This window comes from Saccharopolyspora pogona (assembly GCF_014697215.1).
Taxonomy (GTDB): domain Bacteria; phylum Actinomycetota; class Actinomycetes; order Mycobacteriales; family Pseudonocardiaceae; genus Saccharopolyspora; species Saccharopolyspora hattusasensis.
In genome coordinates this window covers 4,455,473-4,480,131 of record NZ_CP031142.1, presented here as the reverse complement: position 1 = coordinate 4,480,131, position 24,659 = coordinate 4,455,473, and the positions used below count along the sequence as shown (strand labels likewise).

Here is a 24,659-nt window from a genome sequence, read left to right as displayed (position 1 = left end):
GCGTTGGTGGACCCGGATATCGACGCGGCGCAGCCACCTGGTGAAACGCTTCTGCGAGCTGGGTTGGTGACGCGTGACCGGGTCGCCCTGAACAGAGGGATTTCGTCTCTGCTGCGGGAAACGTGCCGGCGCGATGCTGTGTGGCGGAAAGCAGGGGATTCGATTCGCTGTCGGTGCTAGGGAGTAGCCATGGCCAAGACCTTGTTTGCTGCGCATTTGCCCGCCGCCAGGGGGCACGGGCCCCACTCGCGTTCACGCCGCTCGATGCGGTTCACGGCTTCGCGCCGTCGGCGCACCGCTTCGTTCCGCCGTGCGCGCTACTGATCCACTGACCGGCGGCGGTGGTTCGGGATACCGCCGCCACACGTATGCCATGACTCGGATAGCTGCGTTCCTCGCCAGGCTGCGGGCGTTGCTGGCCGTGCCCACCCCCGAATCCGGTGGTCTGGTCGAGCAGGCTCCGGTGGTCGGCGTTCGGGAGATCTTCCGGCGCTTCTGGCCCTACACGCGCCCGTACCGGTGGTGGTGGGCGCTCGTGGTGCTGCTCGTGCTGGTCGGACCTGTGCTGGACACCGTGACGATCTGGCTGTTCAAGATCCTCGTCGACCAGGTACTGGTGCCCAGGGACTTCGAGCTGTTCTTCGCCCTCGGCGGCGCCTACCTGGGGATCACGGTGCTGTCCGGGATCGTCGGGTTCACCGACGAGTACGTGTCAACCTGGGTCGCCGAGCGGTTCCTTCTGGACCTGCGCACCGATCTGTTCGGGCACCTGCACGGGCTGTCCATCGGCTTCCTGGACCGGCGCAAGACCGGCGACACGTTGTCCCGGCTCACCGGCGACGTCAACGCGATCGAGAACCTCGTGCTGTCCGGGACGATCCAGGCGCTGTCGTACCTGTTCAAGATCGTGCTGTTCACCGGGGCGCTGTTCGTCCTGAGCTGGCGGCTGGCCGTGGTGTCGCTGATCGCGGTGCCGGCCTTCTGGGCGTCCGCGCGGTACTTCTCCCGCCGCATCAAGGCGGCTTCGCGGGAGAAGCGGCGGCGCAGCGGCACCATCGGCGCTGTCGCCGAGGAAAGCCTGAGCAACGCCTCGCTGGTGAAGGCGTACGGCCGGGAAAGCGCCGAAACCGACCGCTTCCACCGCGAGAACCTGGGCAGCTTCGCGGCCGAGATGGTGGCCACCCGGTTGCACGCGTTGTTCACGCCGCTGGTCGACCTGCTGGAAATCGGCGGGGTGCTGCTGATCGTCGGGCTGGGCACCTGGGAACTGTCCCGGGGCTCGATCAGCCTCGGCGGGCTGCTGGTGTTCCTCGGTTACCTCAGCCAGCTCTACAGCCCGGTGCGGGGATTCGGCCGGCTGACCAACACCGTCTACGCGGCCTCGGCCGGCGCCGAACGGATCATCGAGCTGCTGGACGAGATTCCCGAGGTGCGCGACCCGGTCCGGCCGCGGCGCCTCGGCCGGGTCCGCGGCGACGTGGTCTTCCACGACGTCAGCTTCCGGTACCCGAACACCGACCGCGACGCCCTGCACCGCATCAGCTTCGACGTCCACTCCGGACAGACGATCGCGCTCGTCGGGGCCAGCGGGTCGGGCAAGTCCACCGCGGGCAAGCTGCTGCTCCGGTTCTACGACCCGGATTCCGGCGCCGTGACCATCGACGGCGTCGATCTGCGCGAAGCCGAGCAGCAGGCGGTGCGGCGCAACATCTCGATCGTGCTGCAGGACGCCCTCGTGGTGGACGACAGTGTCTGGGAGAACATCGCCTGGGGGCGGCCCGACGCCACCGAGCGGGACGTGCTGGAGGCGGCTCGTGGCGCGGACGCGCACGAGTTCATCACGGCGCTGCCAGACGGTTACCGCACCAGGGTCGGGGCGCACGGAAGTCTGCTGTCGGGCGGGCAGCGGCAGCGCATCGCCATCGCCCGAGCGATGCTGCGCGACGCGCCGATCCTGCTGCTCGACGAGCCCACCGTCGGGCTCGATGCGGCATCCAGCGCGCGAGTGCTGGCCCCGCTGCGCCGGCTGATGGCCGATCGCACCTCAATCGTCGTGTCGCACAACCTGATCACGGTCCGCGATGCGAACCTGATCCTGCTGCTCGACCACGGCCGGATCGCGGAATCCGGCACACACGCCGAACTGATGCACCGCGACGGCGGCTACGCGTTCCTGTACCGGCTGCAGCAGCGGGGCTCGCCTGTACCGCAACGGGAGCCGGCATGATCACTTCGACTTCGCCCGCACCGCTGCGCCGAGGCCAGGAGATCGCGGCGGGCTATCCGGTGATCGAGCACATCCGGCGGGGCGAGGGATACGACTCCTACGACGCATGGAGCACCCGGCGCCACAGCCGGTGCTTCATCAAGGCCGTGCGTCCCGACTGCGCAGCCCGCGCCGAAGCGTGCGAAAACCTCGTGATCGAAGGGAACCTGCTGCTGAAGTTCACGCATCCGCACATCGTGCGCGCGTACGAACTCGCGGAAGCGGCGGACGGTTCGCCGGTGCTGATCATGGAGACGCTGGCCGGGGCGAGGCTGGACAGCTTGCTCGACGGCGGGAAGCGCCGCCTCACCGCCCGCGAACTCGGCTACCTCGGTCAGCACGTGTGCTCGGCGATCCGCTACCTGCACGAGCGCGGCTACCTGCACCTGGACCTCAAGCCCGGCAACATCATCGCGGAGTGCGGCCGCGCGCGCGTTATCGACCTGAGCCTGGCCCGGTCACCGGGCCCCAGCCGCGGCGGGGCCGGAACGCCGTGCGCGATGGCGCCGGAACAGGTCCGCGGCGGGATGCTCGGGCCGGCGACCGACGTCTGGGCCATCGGCCTGGTGCTCTTCGAGGCCGCGGCCGGATTCAACCCCTTCGAGGTGCAGGGGCAGTCGCAGCGGACCGGGGAGGAGCTGTTTCCCCAGCTGGAGACGGCCGCGCCACCCATCCGCGCTTCGCGGCGGCTGCCTCGAGCGCTGGCGGATTCGATCGACCGTTGCCTGCGGTCGGACCCCGATCAGCGCCCGACGCTGGCGCAGCTCGATGCGGTGCTCGCCGCGATCACCGGCGACGAGGACCTGCGGACTCTCGGCGGTGCCGCGGCCCCGGAGCGCTGATCGTCCGCCCGGGCCGTTCCTGACAGCGGGCCCTCATGGCCACAAGATGAACCATACAGCGGCAGGCGCAGCGCGTTCACCCCGTTTTTGAGCTGCTCGATGATGTTTTCCTGATCGGCCGCAGGTCCAGATCGCGGGCGTAGACGCGGACCGCCGCGGTCGAGTTGTGCGGTCAGACGTAGTCGTCGCCGACCACGAACCAGCGGCTGGCGCCGAGGTCGAGCGGAACCTCCTGGGCGGCCTCAAGAGCAGCGGAGACGTCCTCGAAGCCCTGGAGGACCTGGCCGGGCGCCGACCGGGCGGGGTTGCCGCGAGCGGGCCAGCCGGAATCCGAGGTCGTCTGTGCGCAGGGTCGGGTGGCTCTTGCGGCGGCACGATGCCCGGCAGCCTCGCGGCCGGTCGCACCAGCCGCCGCCGCGGAACACGCGGTACGGGCCGTAGACCGCGGGATCGTAGACGTCCCAGCACCATTCCCACGCGTTGCCGATCATGTCGTGGAGTCCCCACGAATTCGGCGTCCTGGTCGCGACTTCGTGCACCTCGCCGCCGGAGTTACCCCGGTGCCAAGCGATTTCGTCAAGCTCGCCGTAGCGGACCCCGGAGGTTCCGGCCCGGCACGCGTGTTCCCACTCCGCTTCGGACGGGAGGCGGTAGCCGTCGGCTTCCAAGTCGCAGACCACGTCGTGCGCGTCGGGGTCGTCTCCGATCGAGTAGCAGGGTTCGAGCCCCGTCGCCTGCGAAAGCAGATTGCAGAACCGGACGGAGTCCATCCAGGAAACCTCGGTCACCGGGGTCCGCGGCCCCGCGGAACTTGCCGGTGCCTCGCCGAGAACGTCCTGGTAGAGCTCGCGGGTCACGGGGTGCGGAGCCAGCCGGAAGGCGGCGAGTTCGACCGTCCAGCGGGTCTTCGAGCCCTCGTCCCGCAGGGTGATTTCCCCGGCGGGAATGAGGATCATGTCGGGGCTCACCGATCAGGCGGCGTCGCGCAGCCTGGCGTCGAGCGCGTCGAGGTCGGGGACGAACCAAACGTGGTCGGCCTTGTTCGACTCGTGCACGAGGGCCCGCAGGGCCGAGCTGGCCGCCAGGCGCCGGGAGATGTCGCCGACGACGACCAGGCGCACCCGGTAGTTGACGAACTTCTGCATGACCTCGCCGGCGAAGCGGGTGCCCAAGGTGAAGAAGCGCTCGTCGAGCCGGCTGGCGGGCACCGCGACCACCTCGGCGCCGGCGTAGGACGCGCCGATCAGGTCCAGGGCGTCCTGCGTGGTGGTCACCGACGGCCCGGCCGGGTCGCACACCAGCACCTGCACCCCGGCCCGCTCCTCGATCGCGTCAGGCACCGCCGACCTCCTCGGAGAGCAGGCCGTTGTCGCCGTCGAGCACGGCTTCGATCAGCTGCAACACCTCGGCGGTGGCTCCTGCGCCGCCGAGGATCACGAACTTCATGCGGTTCCGCTCCTCGTCGTGGACCGTCTGGATGCGCAGCGGGTGCGCGGGGTTGCTGGCGGAGTTCGCGCCGGCCAGCACGAGCGTGCTCAGCCGGTCGGCCGCGGCCCGGTCAACGCCGTCGATCTGCACGATGCTCGACACCTCGACAGGTGCGGCACCGGCCGATGACGGTCGCGGCTTCCCGGTCAGCTCCTCCAGGTCGGCGCGGGCGATCCGGTACTGCTTGCCGATCCGCACCGCTTTGAGCCGTCCGGAGCGGATGTAGCCGCGTACGGTGCGAACATGCAGTCCGAGTCGGTTGGCGACCTGTTCAACCGAGTACATTTCATCACTCATTGTTCTCCACCATAGTCCAGATGGGGAGTGATGGGGAAGTTTGTTGTGTAGATCGCTGTTTCCGTGAGTGTTTTTGGGTGCTAGAGCCCCCCAAAACGCTCACGGGTGATGCGCTGCACGTAAGGGAAAAATCCGGCTGGCACGAGCACCGGCTGCTCCGGGGCCGGAACCCGGCCGTCAACCTGCACGTGGTCTCGACGGAGTGCCCCGAGATCCAGCGGATGCTGCTCTTCCGCGACTACCTCCGCGCCCATCCGCAGGCGCGCGACGTCTACGAGCGCACCAAACGCGAACTCGCCGCCGACCGGTGGGCGCACGTCCAGGACTACGCCGATGCCAAGACCGCCGTGGTCGCGGAGATCATCGCGAAAGCGGCGGAAGAGCTCAGCCGAGGGTGATGTCCTTGGTCTCCGGCATGCGGTAGGCGACGACGGCGCTGATCACCAGCAGCACCACGGCGTATCCGAGGAAGACGTCGCCCCGACCACCGCTGGCGAGCCAGGTCTGCAGGTACGGCGCGCTGCCGCCGAACGCTGCTGTGGCGATGCCGTAGGGGAATCCGGTGCCCGTCGTTCGCATCCGGGTCGGGAACAGCTCCGCGAACACCGTGGGCATGATCGCCGGACCGGGCGCGATCACGAGCAGCGCGATGATCATCGCCACCGCGAACTGCCAGACCTGGTCCTGGACGAGCCAGCTGAGCGGGTAGCTGACCACTGCGCTGCCCACCAAGGAAAGCAGCAGCACGGGCCTGCGGCCGATGCGGTCCGAAAGCGCCCCGAACAGCGGCAACGACAGGATGAACACCGCGTTGGCCGCGGCGCCGACCCACAGCGCCGCGGCCGGGTCGAGCTCGTGGATGCTGATCGCCTGCGCGGGCGCCGAGACCACCCAGGTGTAGAACACCACGGTGCTGCCGACGGTCAGCCCGATCACCCGCAGGCACGCGGTGCGCTGCTCCCAGAAGCTCCGCCACAGTGGCGGCCGGGCCGCGGTCCGCTGCCGGTCGAAGGCCTGCGTCTCGGCCAGCCGCAGCCGCATTACCAGGGTGTAGAGGCCGACGACGCCGCCGAGCAGGAACGGCACCCGCCAACCCCATGCGCTCATCGCGCCCGGCGGCAGTGCCGTCGTCAACGCCGCTGCGAGGGCGGAGCTGGCCAGGATTCCGCAGGTGCCCGAGACGTAGACGAGGCTGGACCAGATCCCGCGCCGGCCCTGCGGCGCCATCTCGGCCACGTAGGTCTGCACCGCCGGCATTTCGCCGCCGTGCCCGAGTCCCTGGCACAGCCGGGCGACCACGAGCATCAGCGCCGCGCCGATGCCGATCGACTCGTAGGTCGGCGCGATGCCGATCAGCAGGCTGCCGCCGGAGGCCAGCGCGATGGAGCCGACCATGGCGGTGCGGCGACCGAGCCGGTCGCCGAACCAGCCGAACAGCAGCCCGCCCAGCGGCCGCATCAGGAACCCGACGGCGAAGATCGCCAGGCTGGACAGCACCGCGCTCGTGCTGTCGTGGGCGGGGAAGAACTGCGCGGCGAAGAACGGGGTGAACACCGCGTAGGCGTTCCAGTCGAACCACTCCAACGCGTTGCCCGCGCCGGTGCTGACGATGGTCCGCCACTTCCGTGGCGTCGCGCGCTGCTCGGTCTCGGTGGTCAATGCTGCCTCCGGGTTTCTCAACGCTGACAACGAATTACGCGCGGGTCAGGCGGTGGATGGCGAGTTCGGCGTAGAGCGCAGCGCCGTCGGCGAGCACGCTGTCGTCGAAGACGGCGAACTGGGAGTGGTTGTCCGGCGCGGTGTCCGGGTCGCGGTCCGGTGGGCAGGCGCCGAGGAAGATGAACGCGCCTGGCACCTGTTCGAGCACCCGGGAGAAGTCCTCGCCGCCGGTGACGGGGCGGTCCAGCCAGGAGAACCGGTCGCCGCGAAGTTCCGTCGCGACCTGCGCGGCGAACTCGGCCTCGGCGTCGTCGTTGATCGTGGCGCGCACGTACTCGCCGAGCTCCACGTCCACCTTGACGCCGTGCGCTGCCGCGATGCCGTTGCAAACGGAGGTGATCCCGTCCCGCACCGCGTCCCGTGCGGACGCGGAGAACCAGCGCAACGAGCCGTCGAAGACCGCTTCGCCCGGGATCACGTTGCCCGCGTTGCCGGAGTGGAAGCTGCCGATGGTCAGCACCAGCGTCTCGAACGGGTCGATGGTGCGCGCGACCAGCGCCTGCAGCGCGCCGACCATTTCGCAGGCCGGGGCGATCGGGTCCTTGGCCCGGTGCGGGGTGGAGCCGTGACCGCCCGCGCCGCGCACGGTCACCCGCAGCAGGTCGCCGCCCGCCATGAGCGGGCCGCGCCGGGTGAGGAAGGTGCCGAGGCCGTGGCGCGCGGCCATGACGTGCATGCCGTAGGCGGCCACCGGGCGGGACCCGGAGGCTTCCAGCACGCCTGCGGCGATCATCTTCCCCGCGCCGTCGCAGCCTTCCTCGCCGGGCTGGAACATCAGCACCACGTCACCGGCCAGCTCCGCGCGCCGTTCGGTCAGCAGCCGCGCGGCGCCGACCAGCATCGCGGTGTGCAGATCGTGCCCGCACGCGTGCATCCTGCCGTCGATCCGGGAGGCGTAGTCCAGGCCGGTCCGCTCCGTCACCGGCAGGGCGTCCATGTCGCCGCGCAGCAGCACCGTCGGCCCCGGACGAGAGCCGCGCAGCACCGCGGTGATGGAGCTCAGCCCGGTGCCGGTGGTGATCTCCAGCGGTAGCCCGTCCAGCGCGGCCAGCACTTTCTCCTGGGTGCGCGGCAGGTCCAGCCCGATTTCGGGCTCGGCGTGCAGCTGCCGCCGCAATCGGACCAACTCGTCTTGCAGCTCGCGCTCGGACAACGGCCGTCTCCTCACCTCGTGATCACGTCACGGCCAGGATGACCGCCCGTCATCCGCCGAGCACCAGAATGTCGGGAAACCGTTGCGGATGCGCGTTCGCGCGCCGGAAACGCTCAGGACAGCGACAAGCCCAGTTCTTGGAGCGCTTCCTGCAGCCGGGACAGCGCTTTCGGCCCCATGCCGTGGAGTTCGGCCAGTCGGTCGGCCGGAACGCCGTCGAGCTGCCGGAGCTCGGTGTAACCGGCCGCGTTCAGTGCCCGCACCGCGGGTGCGGCCACGCCCTTGGGGAAAACGGAGTCGGACATGTCCGGATCATAACGGCGCCCTTGTGCGCTAGGTCACCTTTTTGCGGGCATGCGACCATGCCGACTGGTCGGTAGCAGTGTTGTGGTCGTTCCCCGGAACCCGAACCGACGGAGTGGGCATGGGATTCAACCTGGCGACGATGCTGCGGGAATCGGCGACCGAAGGGCCCGAACGACCTTCGGTGCGCGCACCATCGACTGCCGGGAAGTGGACGAGCTCAGCGGCCGCGCCGCGGCCGGGCAGGTTCCACACCGGCGACCTTGGCTACCGCGACGAGGACGGGTACTTCTTCGTGGTGGACCGCAAGAAGGACCTGATCATCCGCGGCGGCTACAACGTCTACCCCCCGCGAGGTCGAGGAGGTGCTCTACGCCGACCCGGCGATCCGCGAGGCGGCGGTGATCGGCAGGCCCGAAGCGTGCCTGAGCGAGGAAATCGTTGCGGTGGTGGCGTTCCAGCCCGGCAACGACCCGGACGCCGACGAGCTGATCGCCTTCAGCCGGGAGCGCCTCGCGGCGTACAAGTGCCCGCGTGAGGTCCGGGTCCTGGACGAACTCCCCAAAGGCCCCAGCGGGAAGATCCTCAAGAAGTCCCTCCGCTAGCCCCTTCAGTAGGCGTGTCTGGGGTAGTTTCGCCTGTGGATAGATCACGGGCCTTATCCTGTGGTGCTCTCCCGGCCTTCGGTGCGGGCCTGTGCTTCACCTTCGCCCCGCCACCATGCTGCGCTAAGCGGCTGCCGCCTCAAAGGCGGAGACCAAACGGCCTCTACCGCAATCCAAAGGACTCACGGGGTCTCCGGCACCCGCACGGCAGAGAAGGTCAGTCGGTATCGCAGCCGGAAGCCCAGCGACACGTAGAGGCGGATGGCGTTGGTGTTGGCCGCGCTGGTGTGCAGGAACGGCTTCTCGCCCCGCGCCCGGATGCCGGCGGCAACGGCGAGCACGAGCCGGGTGGCCAGGCCCTGCCCGCGGAATGCCGGATCGGTGCAGACCGCGCTGATCTCCGTCCACCCCGGAGGGCGCAACCGCTCGCCGGCCATCGCGATGAGCGCGCCGCCGCGCCGGATCCCCAGGTACCGGCCGATCTCGACGACACGCGGCAGGAACGGCCCGGGGTTGGTGCTCTTGACGAGGTCGAGCATCTCCGGCACGTCAGCGGCCGTGAGCCGCACCGCCTCGGCGTCCTCGGCGTCGGCCACGCCGTCGTCGACCAGCTGCACGCCGGGAAGCTGCTCCAACACCTCCCAACTGGGAGGGGGTGTCCGCCGACGGCCGGAGAAGGCGACAACCGCCCCCGGCCCGGCCAATTCCGCGACGTCCCGCCATCCGTCCACGTCGAACTCGTCCGGGATGGCCAGGAACGGCGCCACGTCGACCGGGTAGCGCAACACCCGGCCGTGCTTCTCGGCGAACCGGGCGTGCGGGCCGGTCAGCGAAGCCCATGCGGGATTGTCGAGCAGCGGTGATGTCATCGGCGACGCACTTCGCCCGTCCGGAACCTCATGCCCTCCACCTTTTCGCTCGATGCCACGCCGCTCAAGTGTCCGCGCGCCGCCGATATTCCCATATCACCAGGTGGGAATCAGGTTGCGGACGGACGCGGACGCCTGCCGACACAACCAGCTTGACGCGTCGAATTCGTCCGTGGTCTGATCCGGGCAGCGTCGCGTGCCGGTGGCGGACAGCGTCAGGCATGGAGGCGGGGGTTCGAAGGGTCTTCATGACCACTCTTTTCAATCACACCATCGTCGCCGCGCGCGACAAGCAGGAATCGGCATCCTTCTTCACGGAGATGTTCGACCTCCCGCCGGCGGAGCCCGGCGGTCCCTTCCTCACGGTCTACCTGGATGCGGGCGTGACGCTCCTGTTCGCCGAGCCGGGCATCGAATTCCCGCCGCAGCACTACGCATTCCTCGTCAGCGAGGAGGACTTCGACGGCATCTACGCCCGGATCCAGGAGGCGGGGCTCGACCACTGGGCGGATCCGCACGGAAAGCTGCCCCAGCAGTACAACACCAACCACGGGAGCCGGGGCGTCTACTTCCTGGACCGTCGGGCCACTATCTGGAAGCGATAACCCAACCCTACGGGGCAGATCCGCAGAAGTGACCGAAGTGGACGGTCAGTAGCAGTGCGGTGCCCGCCCGGTCTCGCATCGGGCGGGCACCGCGTCCGCGGGCCGAACCTGTTGTAGTGCTGGTGGTGGCTGGTACCGTCGGGGCAGCTCAGGCGGAGGGACTGGTTCGCGATGGTCGGCAGGCATCCTGAGGTTCCGCCCGACGGCGAACGCGACGACCGCTTGTTGATCAGCGAGGAGCGGCAGCGCGATCTGCTCTCCCAGCTCGTCGAGATCGAGCACGACGTCCACCAGGCCACCCTCGATGCGGTCGGGGACGACCCTGCCGGCCGCGCCGCCGTCGAGGCGCATCTCGCCGAATTCACCGAGCTGACCCGGCAAGCCCGCCGTTTCGTCCGCAACGCGGTCACCGTCGAAGAGCGCATCGCCCACCTCGACTTCGACGTCGACGAGGGGCCCGAGCATTGAAAGTACCGGCTGAATCCCGGCAGTGACGATGCCGGAGCCGAGGACCGCGTCGATCGCTTTGGCTTTTGGCTCGGTGTAGCCGGGCGATCACTTCCGGGACTCGGCGGAGTTGGTCGTGGCTGATCGCCAGCACGTGGTGGGCCAGGCCCGTCGACAGGGCGTTGCCGTTCTCGTCGAACAGGGTGATTGTGCCGATTCCGGAGGCGGGTGCGTCCCGCCGGGCGGGGATCGTGGCGGCCAGGTTTCCGCGGCGGCGGGATGTGGCCTTCGGCGTTCAGCCACCGGCCCGCGCAGCGGATCAACCCAGGCGGCGCCGAGGAGGGGGCGGCCCCAGTCGACGACCCGCGCGCCAGCGGTGGCTAATTACAGCGTTTCGGCGCGGTCCGCAAGTGTGGAATTGTTCAACAGCATTGCTCTACAATCAGTTAAAGAAAATCCCGAGAATGTCTCGAGTGAGCTGTAGTGGCACCCAAATGACTGATGCAGATAGTAAGCTCGCCTACGCTTAGTAGCTCCGCCGCTGCGCTCGATTCCCCCGCGCCTCAAGCCTCAAGGAGTGGCTCGTGACCAGCTTGGACGACGAACCCTTTCCCCCACCCGGTGTCGACCTCAGCCGCCCAAGCGTGGCCCGCGTCTACGACTACTACCTCGGCGGCACCACCAACTGGGAGATCGACCGGCAATTCGGCGAGCGAGTCCTCGAGGACTACCCCGTAATCAGGTCGATCGCGCACGCCAACCGCATGTTCCTGCGCCGAGTCGTCCGGCACCTCGTCCGTCGCGGGATCCGCCAGTTCGTCGACATCGGCTCCGGTGTCCCGACCATGGGGCACGCGCACGAAGTCGCCGAGCAGGTCGCACCCGGCGAGGTGAAAGTCGCCTACGTCGACCACGAACCGGTCGCCGTCGCCCACGCGAACAGCCTGCTGCGCGAACACGGCGACCCCAACCGTCACGTCGCCATCCACGCCGACATGCGCGACCCGGAACGACTCTGGTCACGCATCGCAGACACCGGTGTCATCGACGTGAACGAACCGATCGCGCTGCTACTCATGGCCGTCCTGCACATCCAGCAGCCCCCGGCCCCCGGCAGCGACAGCACCGACGACCTCGGGCCCAGCCTCGTCGCCACTTACCGCGACCTGCTCGCACCAGGGTCGTATCTGTCCCTCTCCCACGTCACCGACAAGGAGATCCCGCCGCACCACGCCGCAATGCTCGCCAACCTCAAACGCCTCTACGAAAATTCGGTCAGTCCCGCCATTTTCCGCAACCGCCAGGAAATCACCGACCTATTCGGGGACTTCACCATCCTCGAACCCGGTGTGACCTGGACGCCACTGTGGCACCCCGAAGAGGCAAACGAGAACGACCATACCGTCAGCTTCGACTCCCCCAGTGAATCCCTCCTGCTCGCCGGCGCCGCCCGGAAATAACACCAGGCCGGCCAGTTCAGTGATCTGATCGCGTTCGTGGAGCACGATCATGCATCGGCGAGCAAGTAGCGGATGCCGTCAGCAGTCATTTCCCAAATGAAGCCGTTCATGGTCGCGCTGCTGGCGATGGCGAGCACGCTGAGAGCGCCGGAGGCGGTGAGGACGAACCGCGCCCAGTTGCGGCCCACTCGCATCATGAAGCTGAAGAACAGCCACGCGCACTGGTGAAGATCAGGAAGCAGGCGGAGGTGGCGAGCTGCACCAGTGCGCCGTCCTGCCCCATCGCCTGACGCATTTCGTCGAACCCGTTGGAGTGATGACGAGCGCACCCAGCACCCAGCTGACAACTTCGACGGCCACGGCCACGGCCACGAGCCAAAGCCCGAAAGCCGCTTCCACCTCTCACGGCCGCCAAGTTCGGTTCACCCGCTGTCGATCAAACCATCCTCCTGCTGCAATCAGTAGTCATACCGATTGCGATTCTGGCCTCGGAGCGACGCGCTGGTTCCGGCGGGCGCGACTCGATGCCTGAAGGAGCAAGGAGTCTGTCCCCATGGGAAACCGGCAGGCTACTCGGGTGACGACGCCGGAGCGGAGGACCGCGTCAACGACCAGCGGGGACTGGTTGAATCCGAAAACCTTGGAGCTGGAGTTGCCCAGCCCCAAGGCCGCCGCGCCCGCGGATGGTTGTCAGCCGAGTGGGTGTGGTGCGTCGAACTTCTGGCGGACTTCGTCGGCCACACCCGGATTTCCGGCGGCTTCGATCAGCTTGGCGAAGCGGTGGGCGGTCAAGGCCCGCACCGGGCTGTCCGCGTAGAGGCCGATTCTGTCCAGGACCACGCCCACGTGGTCGCTGGTGGTCTTGTTCCCGTGCATGAGCTTCCGGTAGATCCCATACAGCACCGCTCCGAACAACGGAATGGTGACCAAGACCGGCCACTCCAGCAGCAGGCCGAGCAGGAGCGGTATGACAGCCGCGAGTGCCAGGCCGCCGTACAGGATCCGATTTTCCTTGCTCATCGAACGGCCTCCTCAGGCGCATGGTTGAACGTGTAATCGGTGACGTGCAGTCCCTGCGCCATGTCGATCAGCTGGGACAGCCGCACGAAGACCTCGGCGCGTCCGTTCGCCGTGCGGCTCCAATCGCGCGCGAGGACGTGCAACGAACCGAGCAGGTGGAGGTGCTGGCTCGCCGCGTCCGCCAGGATGCCGAGCAGCAGGTCGTACGCCATGGTGCGGCCGGCGGCGTCGAACCAGTCGCAGACGCGTGGCACGACGATGTCTGGGCGGGCGAGCATGGTCGTACGCCAGCAGAAACCGAGTTGGGAACGGATCGTGTGGTCTGCCGCGAGGGGTTGGGAACGCTTGCTCGAGTCGGCAAGCCGCAACGGGTCCGCGACGGCGAGAAACAGGAAGTGATCGGCGGGCGACGGCTGCTGCTTCGGCAGATCTGCTGTGAGCCTTTCGAGCAGCAGCCGCAGCAAAATTGGATCGCGAGAGATCAGCTCGACCAGGGCGCGGTACGCAGTCGGGGCGCCGGTACCGTCTTCGCGGCGAGCCCGGTGGTGGAGCCGGACCAGAGCCTGTTCTGGGTAGGTCGGAGCGATTACCTCGGTGCACACGTCCACCACGATCTGCCCGACGTCCCCGGGAAGGTCGTTGCGCCGCGACCACTCGTACACCAGGCGCCGGAAGAAGTGACCGTGGCGCTCGTTCTCCAAACCCGTCAGGAGGGCTCGCACCCCGTAGTCGCGCAGTACGTTCGGCGCTCCGTTCTGCCTCGGAAAGATCCACTGGTCGATTAGCCACTTCACGTGCCCCGGCGAGTTGGTGCGCAACGACTGTTCCACGAACCGGTCGACCAGGTTCTTTCGGTCCTGCACGGTGAACTGCTCAATGCGGATGATGCCGTCCACCCACCGGCAGAACGGCTCCCGAAGATCTGGGTAGTTGTCCCAGAAGTGTTCGCGCAACGCCCGGTCGTAGCTGAGTCGGCTGAACTCGATCCGGTTGTTCGGCGCGACATCAATGTTCAGCTCGTAGAGCTGGGTGCGGTAGCCCTCCTGTTCCATTCGGGGCTGCTCGCGCCCGTCGAGGCTCAACGAGCTCACCAGGAGGTGGGAGGCGAAGAACACCGCGTCACTCGACGCTCCACGGCACATCGCTGCAGCGAGCAGCACTGTACGCTGCCGACCGCCTGGAACCTTGTTCAGCTGCTCCGTCACCTCGTCGCTGCGGTCGATTCGGGCGGAAACCGCTTCACTGAGCCAGGTCGAGAGATCGCCGCCGCGGTTCGTGTCCCGGGCGATCACCACCATCTGCGCGAGGTTTGCGATCTCCGACATCGGTGCGGACAGGATGCGTGCGAGTTCCTTCGAAGTCAGCTGCTGCTCGGAGAGGAAGATCCCCTCCGCTTCCAGGTGCCGTCGTAACACCGACGCACCTCGTGCCCGGTCGATCCGGGCTTCGAACTGCGCAAGGTCCGAGTCGAGGTGGTGCTTGCGGAAATCGGGCACGACGACGGCGAGAAAAGCCGTGTGCTGCTGGAGGATCGTGCGGAATGAGAGAAGATCTCGTTGCCGGGCGTGGAACACGTCCTCGTTGCTGTCCGAGAGGTCAAGCACGAACAGGTGCCCGGGCTGGACCTTCAACTTGTCCAGGCTTTGGTCCTGCTTGTTCGCCTCGTCGTCTAGCACGGTGAAGGGGGTGTGATCGTCGGCGAGTTCGTTCAGGAGCATCTTCGCCGCAGTGCGTCGACCGCTTCCCGGTAGCCCGGTGAGTACGACGGTGCGGGACTGCCGCAACATGTCCCGCGCGACACCCAAGTTCGGTGGCGGCTCGAACCGGCGCTTGAGCCAACGCAGATCGTCCTTCAGGGTCAACCGTGGCCCGCGAGCTTGCTGCTGGACGCTCTCGTGAATCGTGAAGTAGATCGGGTTGATGTTCTGATCGCCGGAGCCGGCGTGGATCGTGCTGCCCTGCGTGTCGTGGAATTCGTTGTTGGTTTCGGTCACCGGTCCTCGCCTCGCTCACGCTTCGAGCCGAACTTGTGGCGGATTCCGCCGATGTTCTTGCCCGTGATGTGGGTCGCCCCGTCGCCGTAGGAGATGTGCTGGTCACCGCCGTCGGTGCTCACCGGGCCCGTTGGGCCGTTGAACGCCGTGTTGGTTATCGATCCACCGCTCATATCGCGAAGCTGGATGAGGTTTCCGTTGACCGGACCGCCGTTGGTGTAGTGCACGCCGTCGGTCGAAGGCGCTTTCGCAGTCCGGTCGACGAGCCCCGGCACCAGGTCGACGAGTTCGGCGGCGATCCGATCGAGACCGGCCTCAGCGCTTCCAGTGTCGTAGGTCAGGGACTGGAGGTCGGCGAGCGACGCCAGGGCACGCGGAAGATCGGCGGCCACCAGTCGAGGCAGCTTCCGTCCACACAGGATCGGGATGATCCGGGCACCGCTGCGCATGGCGTTCAGGATCTCCTTGCGGGTCCAGTCATCCTTGTTGTCCAGTGCAGGATTTCCGTCTCGATCACTAGCGTCGAGCCATTTTGGGCCGATCAGTACAAGCATCACGCAGGCACTGGAGGACGCCGTCGACAGCCCGGTGCGGTAGTTCTCGCCGGGGCGGATGGACTTGCTGGCGCGGAAGACCCGTTCACGGCCGAACCGCGCCGACAGGTTCTGCTCGATCGCTACTGCGGCATGTTCGCAGTCTCCGGTGCGGTAGTTGATGAAGATTTCGGGCACAGCGGTACCTCACTTCTGTGGGAATGGAGAGTTCTCAGGCGGTCTGGTTGTGCAGCGTGGCGACCAGCCTGGGTTGGAGCTCACGCACCGAGGATGCTGTGTGGAACCGCGAGAGCACGCGGGCCACGCGCCGGAGATCGGTACTGATGGTGGCGGAACTGACGGTGTCGACCATTCCGAGGACCTGCACGAGCAATGTGCAGGCGTGGTCGATGTCGCCCGCCGTGGCGTGCGCGAGGGCGCGGCGGACGCCGTAGCGCGCTTGGGACCGAAGAGCGTGCGGCGGAACTCGTTCGACTTCCCGGTCGAGGATCACCGTCGCATCCCTCGGGCGTCCCAGATCGTGAAGACACCATCCGGAGACCATCGCGACCGGGTCGGTCAGGTTCGCTGTGCCGAGTACCGGTCCGGCTTCGGGCTGGGCCGCGCTGAGCAGATCGCGAGCTCGGTCCAGGCTCCGCATGCAGGCGTCGTAGGCTCCGGCCAGCGCGTGGCCTTGTGCCTCGCGCTGCGCGGCGAGTCCGCGAATGCGGGCGGACGTTGCGATCCGTTGGGCTTGCTGGGCGAGGTCGATCGTCGCCAGTGCGTCCTCTTGGTACAGAGTGACCAGCGCTCGGCGCACCAGGGAATATGCCGCCAGTGACCGGTCCTGTCCTGCATCCGCGAGCTCCACGGCGCGGTCGGTCCACCACAGGGCGGCCGCGTTGTCACCCGACTCCTGCGCCATCCAACCCGCGAACTCGGCATACCGCGCGCCCAGCACCAGGAGTTCTGCACTCACCGCGGGTTTGGCGCGGGCGGCGAGTTCGCGGAGGGTGTGGGTCTGCGCGATGAGCGCGGGCAGCACCACCGACGGGCTCGCCGTCTGCCCCAGCCTGCGGAACTGGTCGAACATGGTGCGGAACGTCGAGACCGTGCCGTCCTCGGCGATCGCGTGACTGCCGCCCATGCCGAAGGCGAGCACCGAGGCCGCACCCGCCGCCAGCACCTGCCGCCGGTCCATCGGCCGGAACCAGCTCTTCCCGCCTGAATCGAGACTCATCAACCACACCTCACCGTCGCCGTTCACCTCGGGCAGCGGCGCTTCGGAAGACCGCGCGGGAACCAGGTTCGCGAGTTCCCCACCGGCTTCGAGGATGGAATCACAACGCCGGGCGAAGTCCGGTGTCGGTCGTTTCCCACCGGTTTCGATCTTGCTGACGTAGCCCTTGCTGTAATGCAGCAGCGCGGCCATTCGAGTGAGGGAAAGACCGGCCGCGGTGCGCAGTCTTCGAAGCTCTGCCCCGAACAGTATGGGCTGTTCAGTCACATCGTCCTCCGGGTTTCCCGTTGCCTGGTCCGGCAAGCGACGGGAAACGGCTGTTGGTCCCGAGCGGTTTTCGCGCACGGTGAAACGTGCCGGTCCGGCGGCTGGCCGACCGGACCAACGGCAGACCTTAGGAGAAGAGATGATCAAGCATGAGCTTGCCCGCGAATCGATACCCGAACAGCGCAATCGGTCCCTGGCGAGGCCGCTCGGACGGGTGATCCTCGCATTCGTGTTCTCCGCCGCGCAGGCGTGGGCGTTGATCGTCCTCGCCGGCATCGCCCTTTTCGGTGTTGAGTTGTTCGCCTTGGTGCTGGTGCTCTCCGCCGCATTCATCGCAGTCCTCGACGCATGGAGGGAAATCAGGTCCTGCGCGGCGGTGCGCCGCTCGTCGGAGGATTGTGGCGGAGAACTGGACTCCCGAGCCGGAAAATAGAGCCGTTTCCCGTTTCCCGTTGTAGAAGGCAACGGGAAACGGTGCTTCACCGGATCATTTCGGATGTGCGTGCGTCATCCCGGTCGTCGGCGCGGCTCGTGAGTGGTGTTGGCTGCAACAGCGGCAGGCTGCAACAGCGGCCAAGGACACTCACGAGCCTCACCCGGTGGGGCTAGCGGTTTGGCGATGAGGACGGTTGCGTTGTTGGCCCGACCCGGCGTCGAGGACAGGCCTCGCCCGTCGGTGCTGGCGATGAGGATGCCCGTCCGCCCGCGCCTATGCCGAGCACGACGGTTTCCGCTGTTCGGCGAGCCCGTCGAGTGCCGTGTAAGACGTCGCCTTCCCTGTTCTTGCGCAGGACGCCGCCGAGCACTCCGCCGTGCAGCGATCACGCCAAGACCCGTAGTCCCCGCCTTTCAGGCGGTGGGGCCGAACTGCTTGGTGAAGCGGCCGGTGAACAGATCCGCGCCCTTGTACTCGGAGACCATCGCGGCAGGGGCGGCGACCGGGCCATCGGGAGAGGGCAGCTGTCCGACACCGCCGCTCGTTCCGAGCGGGAGCAGGATCATGGGGAAGGGCGGGGGCTGGTAGGTGGCCGTGGGTTGCTCGCCGTTCAGTTGGGCGGTGATGTTTTTGGCGACCACCTCGGCGTGCTGCATCGCGTAGGCCGCCATTTTGGCCTCCGCGACATCGGTGATGTCGCCGACCGCGTAGACGTGGTCGTGCCCCTTGACGTTGAGGAATTCGGTCACGGGAACCTGGCCCTGCGGCGTACGGGTCGTGAGCTTGCCGTCGGCGAGGTAGTCGCTGTTGATGTTCGTCCCGTAGGCGCGGAACCAGATGTCGGCGGTGATCTCGTCGCCGTCGGTGGTGGTGGCGGTGAAGGCACCGGCCCGGCCGGCCTCGGTGCTCGGCGACGCCGCCAGGCCGGTGCCGAGGCGGACCTCGACGCCCAGCGCTTCGAGCTGGCCGCGCAGGTCCTCGACCACCTCCGGCGTGAAGCCGGGGAGCAGCTCCTCGGCAGGGTCGGCGATGGTCACGTGCTTGTCCGGCCAGACTTCCTTGATTTCCCCGGCCAGTTCCAGGCCGACCGGGCCGGCGCCGAGGATCAGCACCTCGTCGGCCTGGAGCAGTTCCTTGTGCGTCCGGCGGAGGTCGTCCAGCGCCTCGCCGATCGAGTCGGAGCTGGGCTTGGCCGGGTAGGCGTAGCTAGAGCCGGTGGCCAGGACCACGTAGTCCGCCGCGACATACTCGCCCGAGGCCAGGGTGACACCGGTGGTGTCCACCGAGACCGCGCGGTCGCGGATCACCTCGCCCTGCGTGAGAAGGGTCTTGAAGGAGAAGAACATGTTGCGCGCCCAGCCGGGCTGGGTCAGCGCCCGCAGCGATGCGGCCGCGTTGACGAATGCGTCCCGGGGGTCGATGAGGATGACGTCGGCCTCGGATTCCAACGCCTTGGCGACCGCGGCGCCCCCGTAGCCCCCGCCGATGACCACGACTGTACGACTCATGATTTCAGGCTCCCGCAGAAGAAGAGTTGAGTTCGTGGTACGAACTATATTAGTTCGTGTTACGAACTCAACTATGTTGTGTCGCGGGACACATGGTCGGGTCCTGGTGCTTGCGGGCGACGGGACCCTCTGGGAAACGCCATTATAATTCGTTTAGCGAACTATGTTACGAGGGTGTCGGCTGCGAGGGGCCCTGGCTCGACTGCCGGGCGCGTGCTGCCGCGGAGAAGTACGAGTTCGACGTCGGCAGGAACATCAGCGCGACGGCGCCGACGTGCGTCGTACCGCCCGCGATTCTGGCCTCGGCGCGACGCACTGGTTTGCCGACGGCGCAACTCGGTGCCTGAAGGAGCAAGGAGTCTGTCCCCACGGGAAACCGGCTGGCTACTCGGGCGGGCGCCGGGCGGCCAGGTTCAGGATTCGGTCAACTGCTGCGGCGTCGGTGATGAGGGTGGTGACGATGCCGGAGCGGAGGACCGCGTCGATCGCTTCGGCTTTCGGTTCCGTGTAGCCCAGGGCGATCACTTCCGGGACCCGGCGGAGTTGGTCGTGGGTGATCGCCAGCACGTGGTGGGCCAGGCCCGTTGACAGGGCGTTGCCGTTCTCGTCGAACAGGCGGGCCGCGATCTCCGCCGTTGCTCCTCGTCGGCCGATCGAGTCTCGTTCGCTCGGGGTCAGCGCGTCGTAGACCGTTGATTCGCCCGGTTGCCACGCGCCGATGCTCACCACCGCTTTGGTCAGTTGTTGGAACTGGTCGAAGGTTTCCACGATGCCCGGCTGCTTTCGCAGGATGTCGGTGGTGCGGCGGTCCGGCAGCACCAGCGGGCCGTAGATCGGGTAGGCGTCGCCGCCGCCGACGGCCGCGACCCGGCCCACCGTCTCCACCGACCGGTCGCGCATGTCCATGCCCGCCTGAACTCCGCACAGTTGCACGATTGGGCACTTCGGGAGCGACTTGACGGCCTCGGCCATGGCGTTCACCGAACGCGCCCAGGCCAGGCCGATGACGTCGTCCGGGGTGGCGAGCTCGGTCAGCAACTCCGCCGCCAGCGCGCCGATCCGGCGCCGCAGCTCTGGCTGGTCGGCCTTGCTCTGCGCTCGATTGAGCACCAGCACGCGACGGAGCCCGTAGGCCGCGCGGACCTCGTCCGACAGCGGCAGGTCCACCGGCACCGGAAGGTCGAACTCGATGCGCACGAGGCCGGATTCCTGCGCTGAGCTAAGGATTCGCGCCACCTTGAAGCGGCTGATGCCGAACTCCTCCGCGATCTCCAGCTTCGAGCGGCCCTGGGTGTAGAACCGGTGCGCGATCGAGGCCGCGGTGAAGGTGTCGGTCAGGCGGAATCTCTGCCTTTTGGTGCTCATGTGAGCACGATAGCGCGAAATCTGAGCGAAAGGTTGACGTAACTCGACATGGAGCCCTTGAATGCTCCGCATGTTGCGGGATGACCACAACGAGACGCGCTCATTTGAGCAGAGTGAAATGGAGTGTCATGCGCGCCGCGATCATCGATCAGCCCGGTTCGATCAGGGTGGGCGACGTGCCGGATCCGAGGGCGGGAGACCGGCAGTTGGTGCTCAAGGTCGGTGCAACCGGGATCTGCGGCACCGACCTGCACATCGCCGACGGCCACTTCCCGCCCACGCCTTACCCGATCGTGCCGGGGCACGAGTTCGCCGGCGAGGTCGTCGAGATCGGCGCGGAAACACCGGGGGATTGGAAGATCGGTGACCGCGTCGCGGTGGACCCCTCGCTGTTCTGCGGCTACTGCACCCCGTGCCGGTCGGGCCACGGCAACCTCTGCGCGAACTGGAACGCCACCGGCGACACCGTGGACGGCGCTTTCGCCGAGTACGTCGCCGTCCCGGCGTCCACCTGCTACCGGATGCCCGACGAGATGAGCTGGCAGCAGGGCGCGCTGGTCGAACCGGTGTCGTGCGCGGTGCACGGCGTCCGGCAGATCGGCGTCGAGGCGGGCGAACGGTTCCTCGTGGTGGGAGCGGGCACGATGGGGCTGCTGATGCAGCAGCTGCTCCAGCGCGGCGGCGCGCACGTGACGGTGGTCGACCGCAACGAGGCGCGGCTGGGCCGGGCAACCCAACTCGGCGCGGTCCGGTTGGGCACCGACGTCGCCGCACTCGACGAGCGGTTCGACGCCGCGGTCGACTGCACGGGTGCCGCGCCCGCGATCGAGGCCGCCTTCGACGCGCTGCGACGCGGTGGCCGGTTGCTGGTGTTCGGCGTCGCCCCGGCCGAGGCCCGGGTGTCGCTGTCGCCGTTCCGCATCTACAACGACGAGATCAAGATCGTCGGCTCGATGGCCGTGCTGAACAGCTACGGCGCGGCGCTCGACCTGGTCGCCTCGGGCGCGATCGACACCGACGCGCTGCTCACCGACACCCTGCCGCTGGAGGAGTTCCCCGCGGCGCTCGACCTGATGCGCAGCGGCGCCGGCCTAAAGGTCCAGGTGCTTCCGGGAGGCGTTGATGCATAGCCGAATAAAGAAGCTCACGCTGCTCGCGTGCGCCGCACTGCTCACCCTCACCGGCTGCGCCGGGGCCGGTGCGCTGGGGTCCGGCGGACGCACGCTGGTCATCGCGATCGTGTCGAACCCGCAGATGGAAGACGCGATCGCGCTGTCGGACCAGTTCGAGCGCGACAACCCCGGCATCAAGCTGAAGTTCGTGCAGCTGCCCGAGAACCAGGCGCGCGCCAAGATCACCGCGTCCACCGCCACCGAGGGCGGCGAGTTCGACGCGGTGATGATCAGCAACTACGAAACCCCGCAGTGGGCGGCCAACGGCTGGCTGGAGAACCTGCAGCCCTACATCGAGAAGAGCGAGGGCTACGACCCTGGCGACTTCATCCCGAGCATCCGGGACTCGCTGTCGTACCAGGGGTCGATGTACGCGGTCCCGTTCTACGGCGAGTCGTCGTTCCTGGCCTACCGCAAGGACTTGTTCGAGCAGGCCGGGCTGACCATGCCGGAACGGCCGACCTGGCAGCAGATCGCGGACTTCGCGGCGAAGCTCGACAACAAGACCGCGGGCGTGTCCGGCATCTGCCTGCGCGGCAAGCCCGGCTGGGGCGAGAGCCTGGCGCCGTTCAGCACGGTCGCCAACACCTTCGGCGCGCGCTGGTTCGACGAGAACTGGAACGCGCAGCTGACCTCGCCGGAATTCCGGTCCGCCGCCGAGTTCTACGTGAACCTGGTGCGGCAGCACGGCGAGGTCGGCGCGTCCAGCGCGGGCTTCTCCGAGTGCGGCACGCGGTACGGCCAGGGGCAGGCGGCGATGTGGTACGACGCCACGGTCATGGCCGGTACCAACGAGGACCCGGAGAGCAGCAAGATCGTCGGCAAGTCCGGCTATGTCGCGGCCCCGGTCGAGCGCACCGGCAGCAGCGGCTGGCTCTACACCTGGTCGCTGGCCATGCCGAAGGTCGCCGAGGACAAGGACGCCGCCTGGAGGTTCATGCGCTGGATGACAGACAAGGAGTTCGTGCGCAACGTCGGCAACACCTTCGGCTGGAACCGGGTTCCGCCGGGCTGCCGCCTGTCGACGTACCAGATCCCGGAGTACCAGCAGGCCGCCAAGGCCTATGCGCAGCCGACGCTGGACGGGATCGACCGCGCCCAGCAGGGCAAGACCATGCTGCGGCCGGTGGCCTATCCGGGGATCCAGTTCGTCGGCATCCCGGAGTTCCAGGACCTCGGCACGCGGGTCAGCCAACAGCTTTCCGCTGCCATCGCGGGGCAGATCACGGTCGACGAGGCGCTCCAGCAGTCGCAGGAGTACGCCGAATCTGTCGGCGCGGCATACCGGGAGACCCGATGACCCAGACCGCCACGACACCCGTCACGAAACCCGCCACGGCACCCGTCCCGATCCGCAAGCCGGTCGGCAAGTGGTCCGGCGCGGCGTGGTTGCGGCGGGCGCCGCTGCTGCCCGCACTGCTGTTCACGATCCTGGTCACGCAGATCCCGTTCCTGCTCACCGTCTTTTACTCGCTCCAGTCCTGGAACCTGGTGCGTCCCGGTTCCCGCCACTTCGTCGGCCTGCGCAACTACGTGGACGTGTTCGCCGACAGCCAGTTCCGGGGCGCGATGCTGAACACCGTGCTGCTGACCGTGGTCTGCGTGCTGGTGGCGATGCTGCTCGGCCTCGGGCTGGCGTTGCTGCTGGACCGGAAGTTCCTCGGCCGCGGCGTGGTCCGCACGCTGCTCATCACGCCGTTCCTGATCCTCCCGGCGGCCGGGGCGCTGCTGTGGAAGACGACGATGTTCGACCCGACCTACGGACTGCTGAATTTCGTCTTCGGCGGCGACATCGACTGGCTGTCGGAGTTCCCGCTGGCCTCGGTCATGGCGCAGATCGTCTGGCAGTGGACGCCGTTCATGATGCTGCTGATCCTCGCGGGCCTGCAGGCGCAGTCCAAGGAGGTGCTTGAAGCCGCCGCGGTCGACGGAGCGGGCCGGTGGCGCACCTTCGCGTCGATCACCCTGCCGCAGCTGAGCCGGTACCTGCAGCTGGCGGTCCTGCTGGGCGCGATCTACATCGTCAACAGCTTCGACGCGATCTTCCTGATGACACAGGGCGGTCCGGGCACCGCCAGCACGAACCTGCCCTACTACATCTACCAGCGGGCCTTCGAGGGCTTCGACATCGGGCAGTCCTCGGCGATGGGCGTCATCGTCGTGGTGCTGACCCTGATCGTGGCGACCTTCGCGCTGCGGCTGATGTTCCGGACCTTCGGCATGAGCGAGGTGCGATGATGCGTACCGGAAACCCCGTCGGCCGGTGGGCGCTGACCGCGTTCACCTGGCTGGTCGCGATCCTGTTCGTTCTCCCGCTGCTGTGGATGGTGCTCACGGCGTTCAAGCAGGAAGCCGACGCCTACACCGACCCGCCGCGCCTGGTGTTCACCCCGACGCTGGACCAGTTCGCGGGGATCCTGGAGCGCGGTTTCCTGCCGTACCTGGGCAATTCCGCGTTCGTCACGGTGGTGTCGACGCTGCTGGTGCTGCTGATGGCGGTCCCGGCGGCGTACTCGCTGTCGATCTCGGCGGTGCCGGGCACCCGCGACGCGCTCGGGTTCTTCCTGTCCACCAAGATGTTGCCGATCGTCGCGGCGATCATCCCGCTGTACGTGATCTCGCAGAACCTGAAGCTGCTGGACAACGTCTGGGCGCTGGTGATCCTCTACACGGCGATGAACCTGCCGCTGGCGATCTGGATGATGCGCTCGTTCTTCCTGGAAGTGCCCAAGGAGATGGTGGAAGCCGGCCGGGTCGACGGCGCGAAACTGCCGACCCTGCTGTTCAAGGTCATCCTGCCGGTGGTGGCCCCGGGAATCGCGGCCACGGCGTTGATCTGCGTCATCTTCTCCTGGACGGAGTTCTTCTACGCGGTGAACCTGACGGCGGCGCAGGCGGGCACGGTCCCGGTGTTCCTGGTCGGCTTCATCACCAGCGAGGGCCTGTACTGGGCGCAACTCTCGGCGGCGGCCCTGCTGGCCTCGCTACCGGTGATGATCATCGGCTGGCTCGCCCAGAACCACCTGGTCCGAGGCCTGTCCATGGGCGCGGTGAAGTAACCCGGCCGGTA

At 67.7% G+C, this 24,659-nt stretch carries 25 protein-coding genes and 1 pseudogene; 12 read left to right on the top strand and 14 right to left on the bottom strand.

What is annotated here, in order from left to right; translation table 11 throughout:
* Positions 1-373: 373 nt before the first annotated feature.
* Both DL519_RS20400 and DL519_RS20395 read left to right on the top strand, forming a co-directional pair.
* A complete protein-coding gene (locus tag DL519_RS20400; protein ID WP_190817146.1) occupies positions 374-2,227 on the top strand; it encodes an ABC transporter ATP-binding protein in 1,854 nt (617 codons plus the stop codon).
* Positions 2,224-3,108, top strand: coding sequence for a serine/threonine-protein kinase (locus tag DL519_RS20395; protein ID WP_190817144.1), 885 nt, complete (start codon positions 2,224-2,226; stop codon positions 3,106-3,108). Before DL519_RS20400 ends, DL519_RS20395 begins: the two co-directional genes overlap by 4 nt.
* 242 nt (positions 3,109-3,350) lie before the next feature.
* Here DL519_RS20395 and DL519_RS20390 read toward each other — a convergent pair whose 3' ends face one another.
* The 3 genes from DL519_RS20390 to DL519_RS20380 are packed head-to-tail and all read right to left on the bottom strand — an operon-like array spanning position 3,351 to position 4,893.
* Complete coding sequence (locus tag DL519_RS20390; RefSeq protein ID WP_223839318.1) at positions 3,351-4,064, bottom strand: formylglycine-generating enzyme family protein; 714 nt, start codon at positions 4,062-4,064, stop codon at positions 3,351-3,353.
* Between the two features lie 15 nt (positions 4,065-4,079).
* The gene (locus DL519_RS20385; protein ID WP_190817142.1) at positions 4,080-4,448 is read right to left on the bottom strand and encodes a DUF4180 domain-containing protein; all 369 of its coding nucleotides are present in this window, start codon (positions 4,446-4,448) and stop codon (positions 4,080-4,082) included.
* A complete protein-coding gene (locus tag DL519_RS20380; protein WP_223839317.1) occupies positions 4,441-4,893 on the bottom strand; it encodes a helix-turn-helix domain-containing protein in 453 nt (150 codons plus the stop codon). The genes DL519_RS20385 and DL519_RS20380 overlap by 8 nt, the downstream gene beginning before the upstream one ends.
* 77 nt (positions 4,894-4,970) lie before the next feature.
* Between DL519_RS20380 and DL519_RS20375 the strand changes: the two genes are divergently transcribed.
* Positions 4,971-5,291 (top strand): GrpB family protein, encoded by a 321-nt coding sequence (locus DL519_RS20375; protein ID WP_223839316.1) that lies wholly within the window; start codon positions 4,971-4,973, stop codon positions 5,289-5,291.
* Here the strand turns inward: DL519_RS20375 and DL519_RS50735 are convergent.
* From DL519_RS50735 to DL519_RS20360, 3 genes are all read right to left on the bottom strand, one after another.
* On the bottom strand, positions 5,278-6,552 hold the full coding sequence (locus tag DL519_RS50735; RefSeq protein ID WP_190817139.1) for an MFS transporter: 1,275 nt from the start codon (positions 6,550-6,552) through the stop codon (positions 5,278-5,280). The genes DL519_RS20375 and DL519_RS50735 overlap by 14 nt on opposite strands.
* Positions 6,553-6,586: 34 nt before the next feature.
* Positions 6,587-7,765 (bottom strand): M20 metallopeptidase family protein, encoded by a 1,179-nt coding sequence (locus DL519_RS20365; RefSeq protein ID WP_190817137.1) that lies wholly within the window; start codon positions 7,763-7,765, stop codon positions 6,587-6,589.
* A gap of 113 nt (positions 7,766-7,878) precedes the next feature.
* Complete coding sequence (locus DL519_RS20360; protein WP_190817135.1) at positions 7,879-8,070, bottom strand: helix-hairpin-helix domain-containing protein; 192 nt, start codon at positions 8,068-8,070, stop codon at positions 7,879-7,881.
* A gap of 363 nt (positions 8,071-8,433) precedes the next feature.
* Between DL519_RS20360 and DL519_RS46955 the strand changes: the two genes are divergently transcribed.
* Entirely contained in the window at positions 8,434-8,673 is a 240-nt protein-coding gene (locus DL519_RS46955; RefSeq protein WP_223839315.1) for an AMP-binding enzyme, read from the top strand.
* Between the two features lie 182 nt (positions 8,674-8,855).
* Here the strand turns inward: DL519_RS46955 and DL519_RS20350 are convergent, their stop codons facing one another.
* Entirely contained in the window at positions 8,856-9,542 is a 687-nt protein-coding gene (locus DL519_RS20350; protein WP_190817133.1) for a GNAT family N-acetyltransferase, read from the bottom strand.
* Positions 9,543-9,790: 248 nt separating this feature from the next.
* Between DL519_RS20350 and DL519_RS20345 the strand changes: the two genes are divergently transcribed.
* On the top strand, positions 9,791-10,147 hold the full coding sequence (locus DL519_RS20345) for a VOC family protein (RefSeq protein WP_317891382.1): 357 nt from the start codon (positions 9,791-9,793) through the stop codon (positions 10,145-10,147).
* Positions 10,148-10,318: 171 nt separating this feature from the next.
* Positions 10,319-10,615, top strand: a complete 297-nt coding sequence (locus tag DL519_RS20340; protein WP_190817131.1) for a hypothetical protein — start codon at positions 10,319-10,321, stop codon at positions 10,613-10,615.
* 21 nt (positions 10,616-10,636) lie between these two features.
* Here the strand turns inward: DL519_RS20340 and DL519_RS46950 are convergent.
* Positions 10,637-10,796, bottom strand: a pseudogene (locus tag DL519_RS46950) (sugar-binding domain-containing protein); the annotation flags it as partial.
* Positions 10,797-11,187: 391 nt separating this feature from the next.
* On the opposite strand from DL519_RS46950, the gene DL519_RS20335 reads away from it, so the two are divergent.
* Positions 11,188-12,054 (top strand): SAM-dependent methyltransferase, encoded by an 867-nt coding sequence (locus DL519_RS20335; RefSeq protein WP_190824100.1) that lies wholly within the window; start codon positions 11,188-11,190, stop codon positions 12,052-12,054.
* Between the two features lie 690 nt (positions 12,055-12,744).
* Here DL519_RS20335 and DL519_RS20330 read toward each other — a convergent pair.
* The 4 genes from DL519_RS20330 to DL519_RS20315 are packed head-to-tail and all read right to left on the bottom strand — an operon-like array spanning position 12,745 to position 17,108.
* The gene (locus tag DL519_RS20330) at positions 12,745-13,074 is read right to left on the bottom strand and encodes a hypothetical protein (RefSeq protein WP_190817129.1); all 330 of its coding nucleotides are present in this window, start codon (positions 13,072-13,074) and stop codon (positions 12,745-12,747) included.
* On the bottom strand, positions 13,071-15,068 hold the full coding sequence (locus DL519_RS20325; protein ID WP_190817127.1) for an nSTAND3 domain-containing NTPase: 1,998 nt from the start codon (positions 15,066-15,068) through the stop codon (positions 13,071-13,073). Before DL519_RS20325 ends, DL519_RS20330 begins: the two co-directional genes overlap by 4 nt.
* A complete protein-coding gene (locus tag DL519_RS20320) occupies positions 15,065-15,799 on the bottom strand; it encodes a toll/interleukin-1 receptor domain-containing protein (RefSeq protein ID WP_190817126.1) in 735 nt (244 codons plus the stop codon). Before DL519_RS20320 ends, DL519_RS20325 begins: the two co-directional genes overlap by 4 nt.
* 34 nt (positions 15,800-15,833) lie before the next feature.
* Positions 15,834-17,108 carry a helix-turn-helix domain-containing protein gene (locus DL519_RS20315; RefSeq protein ID WP_190817124.1) on the bottom strand — a complete coding sequence of 425 codons (1,275 nt, stop codon included), beginning with the start codon at positions 17,106-17,108 and terminating at the stop codon, positions 15,834-15,836.
* 139 nt (positions 17,109-17,247) lie between these two features.
* Between DL519_RS20315 and DL519_RS20310 the strand changes: the two genes are divergently transcribed.
* Complete coding sequence (locus DL519_RS20310) at positions 17,248-17,541, top strand: hypothetical protein (RefSeq protein ID WP_190817122.1); 294 nt, start codon at positions 17,248-17,250, stop codon at positions 17,539-17,541.
* 416 nt (positions 17,542-17,957) lie between these two features.
* Here the strand turns inward: DL519_RS20310 and DL519_RS20305 are convergent, their stop codons facing one another.
* Positions 17,958-19,052 carry an NAD(P)/FAD-dependent oxidoreductase gene (locus DL519_RS20305; RefSeq protein WP_190817120.1) on the bottom strand — a complete coding sequence of 365 codons (1,095 nt, stop codon included), beginning with the start codon at positions 19,050-19,052 and terminating at the stop codon, positions 17,958-17,960.
* 384 nt (positions 19,053-19,436) lie between these two features.
* Positions 19,437-20,417 carry a sugar-binding transcriptional regulator gene (locus tag DL519_RS20300; RefSeq protein ID WP_190817118.1) on the bottom strand — a complete coding sequence of 327 codons (981 nt, stop codon included), beginning with the start codon at positions 20,415-20,417 and terminating at the stop codon, positions 19,437-19,439.
* Positions 20,418-20,545: 128 nt separating this feature from the next.
* Between DL519_RS20300 and DL519_RS20295 the strand changes: the two genes are divergently transcribed.
* The 4 genes from DL519_RS20295 to DL519_RS20280 are packed head-to-tail and all read left to right on the top strand — an operon-like array spanning position 20,546 to position 24,648.
* Positions 20,546-21,547: a zinc-dependent alcohol dehydrogenase family protein gene (locus tag DL519_RS20295; protein ID WP_190817116.1), complete on the top strand. Its 1,002-nt coding sequence runs from the start codon at positions 20,546-20,548 to the stop codon at positions 21,545-21,547.
* On the top strand, positions 21,540-22,889 hold the full coding sequence (locus tag DL519_RS20290; RefSeq protein ID WP_190817114.1) for an ABC transporter substrate-binding protein: 1,350 nt from the start codon (positions 21,540-21,542) through the stop codon (positions 22,887-22,889). Before DL519_RS20295 ends, DL519_RS20290 begins: the two co-directional genes overlap by 8 nt.
* Complete coding sequence (locus tag DL519_RS20285; protein WP_190817112.1) at positions 22,886-23,827, top strand: carbohydrate ABC transporter permease; 942 nt, start codon at positions 22,886-22,888, stop codon at positions 23,825-23,827. The genes DL519_RS20290 and DL519_RS20285 overlap by 4 nt, the downstream gene beginning before the upstream one ends.
* Entirely contained in the window at positions 23,824-24,648 is an 825-nt protein-coding gene (locus tag DL519_RS20280) for a carbohydrate ABC transporter permease (protein WP_190817109.1), read from the top strand. The genes DL519_RS20285 and DL519_RS20280 overlap by 4 nt, the downstream gene beginning before the upstream one ends.
* Positions 24,649-24,659: the final 11 nt, after the last annotated feature.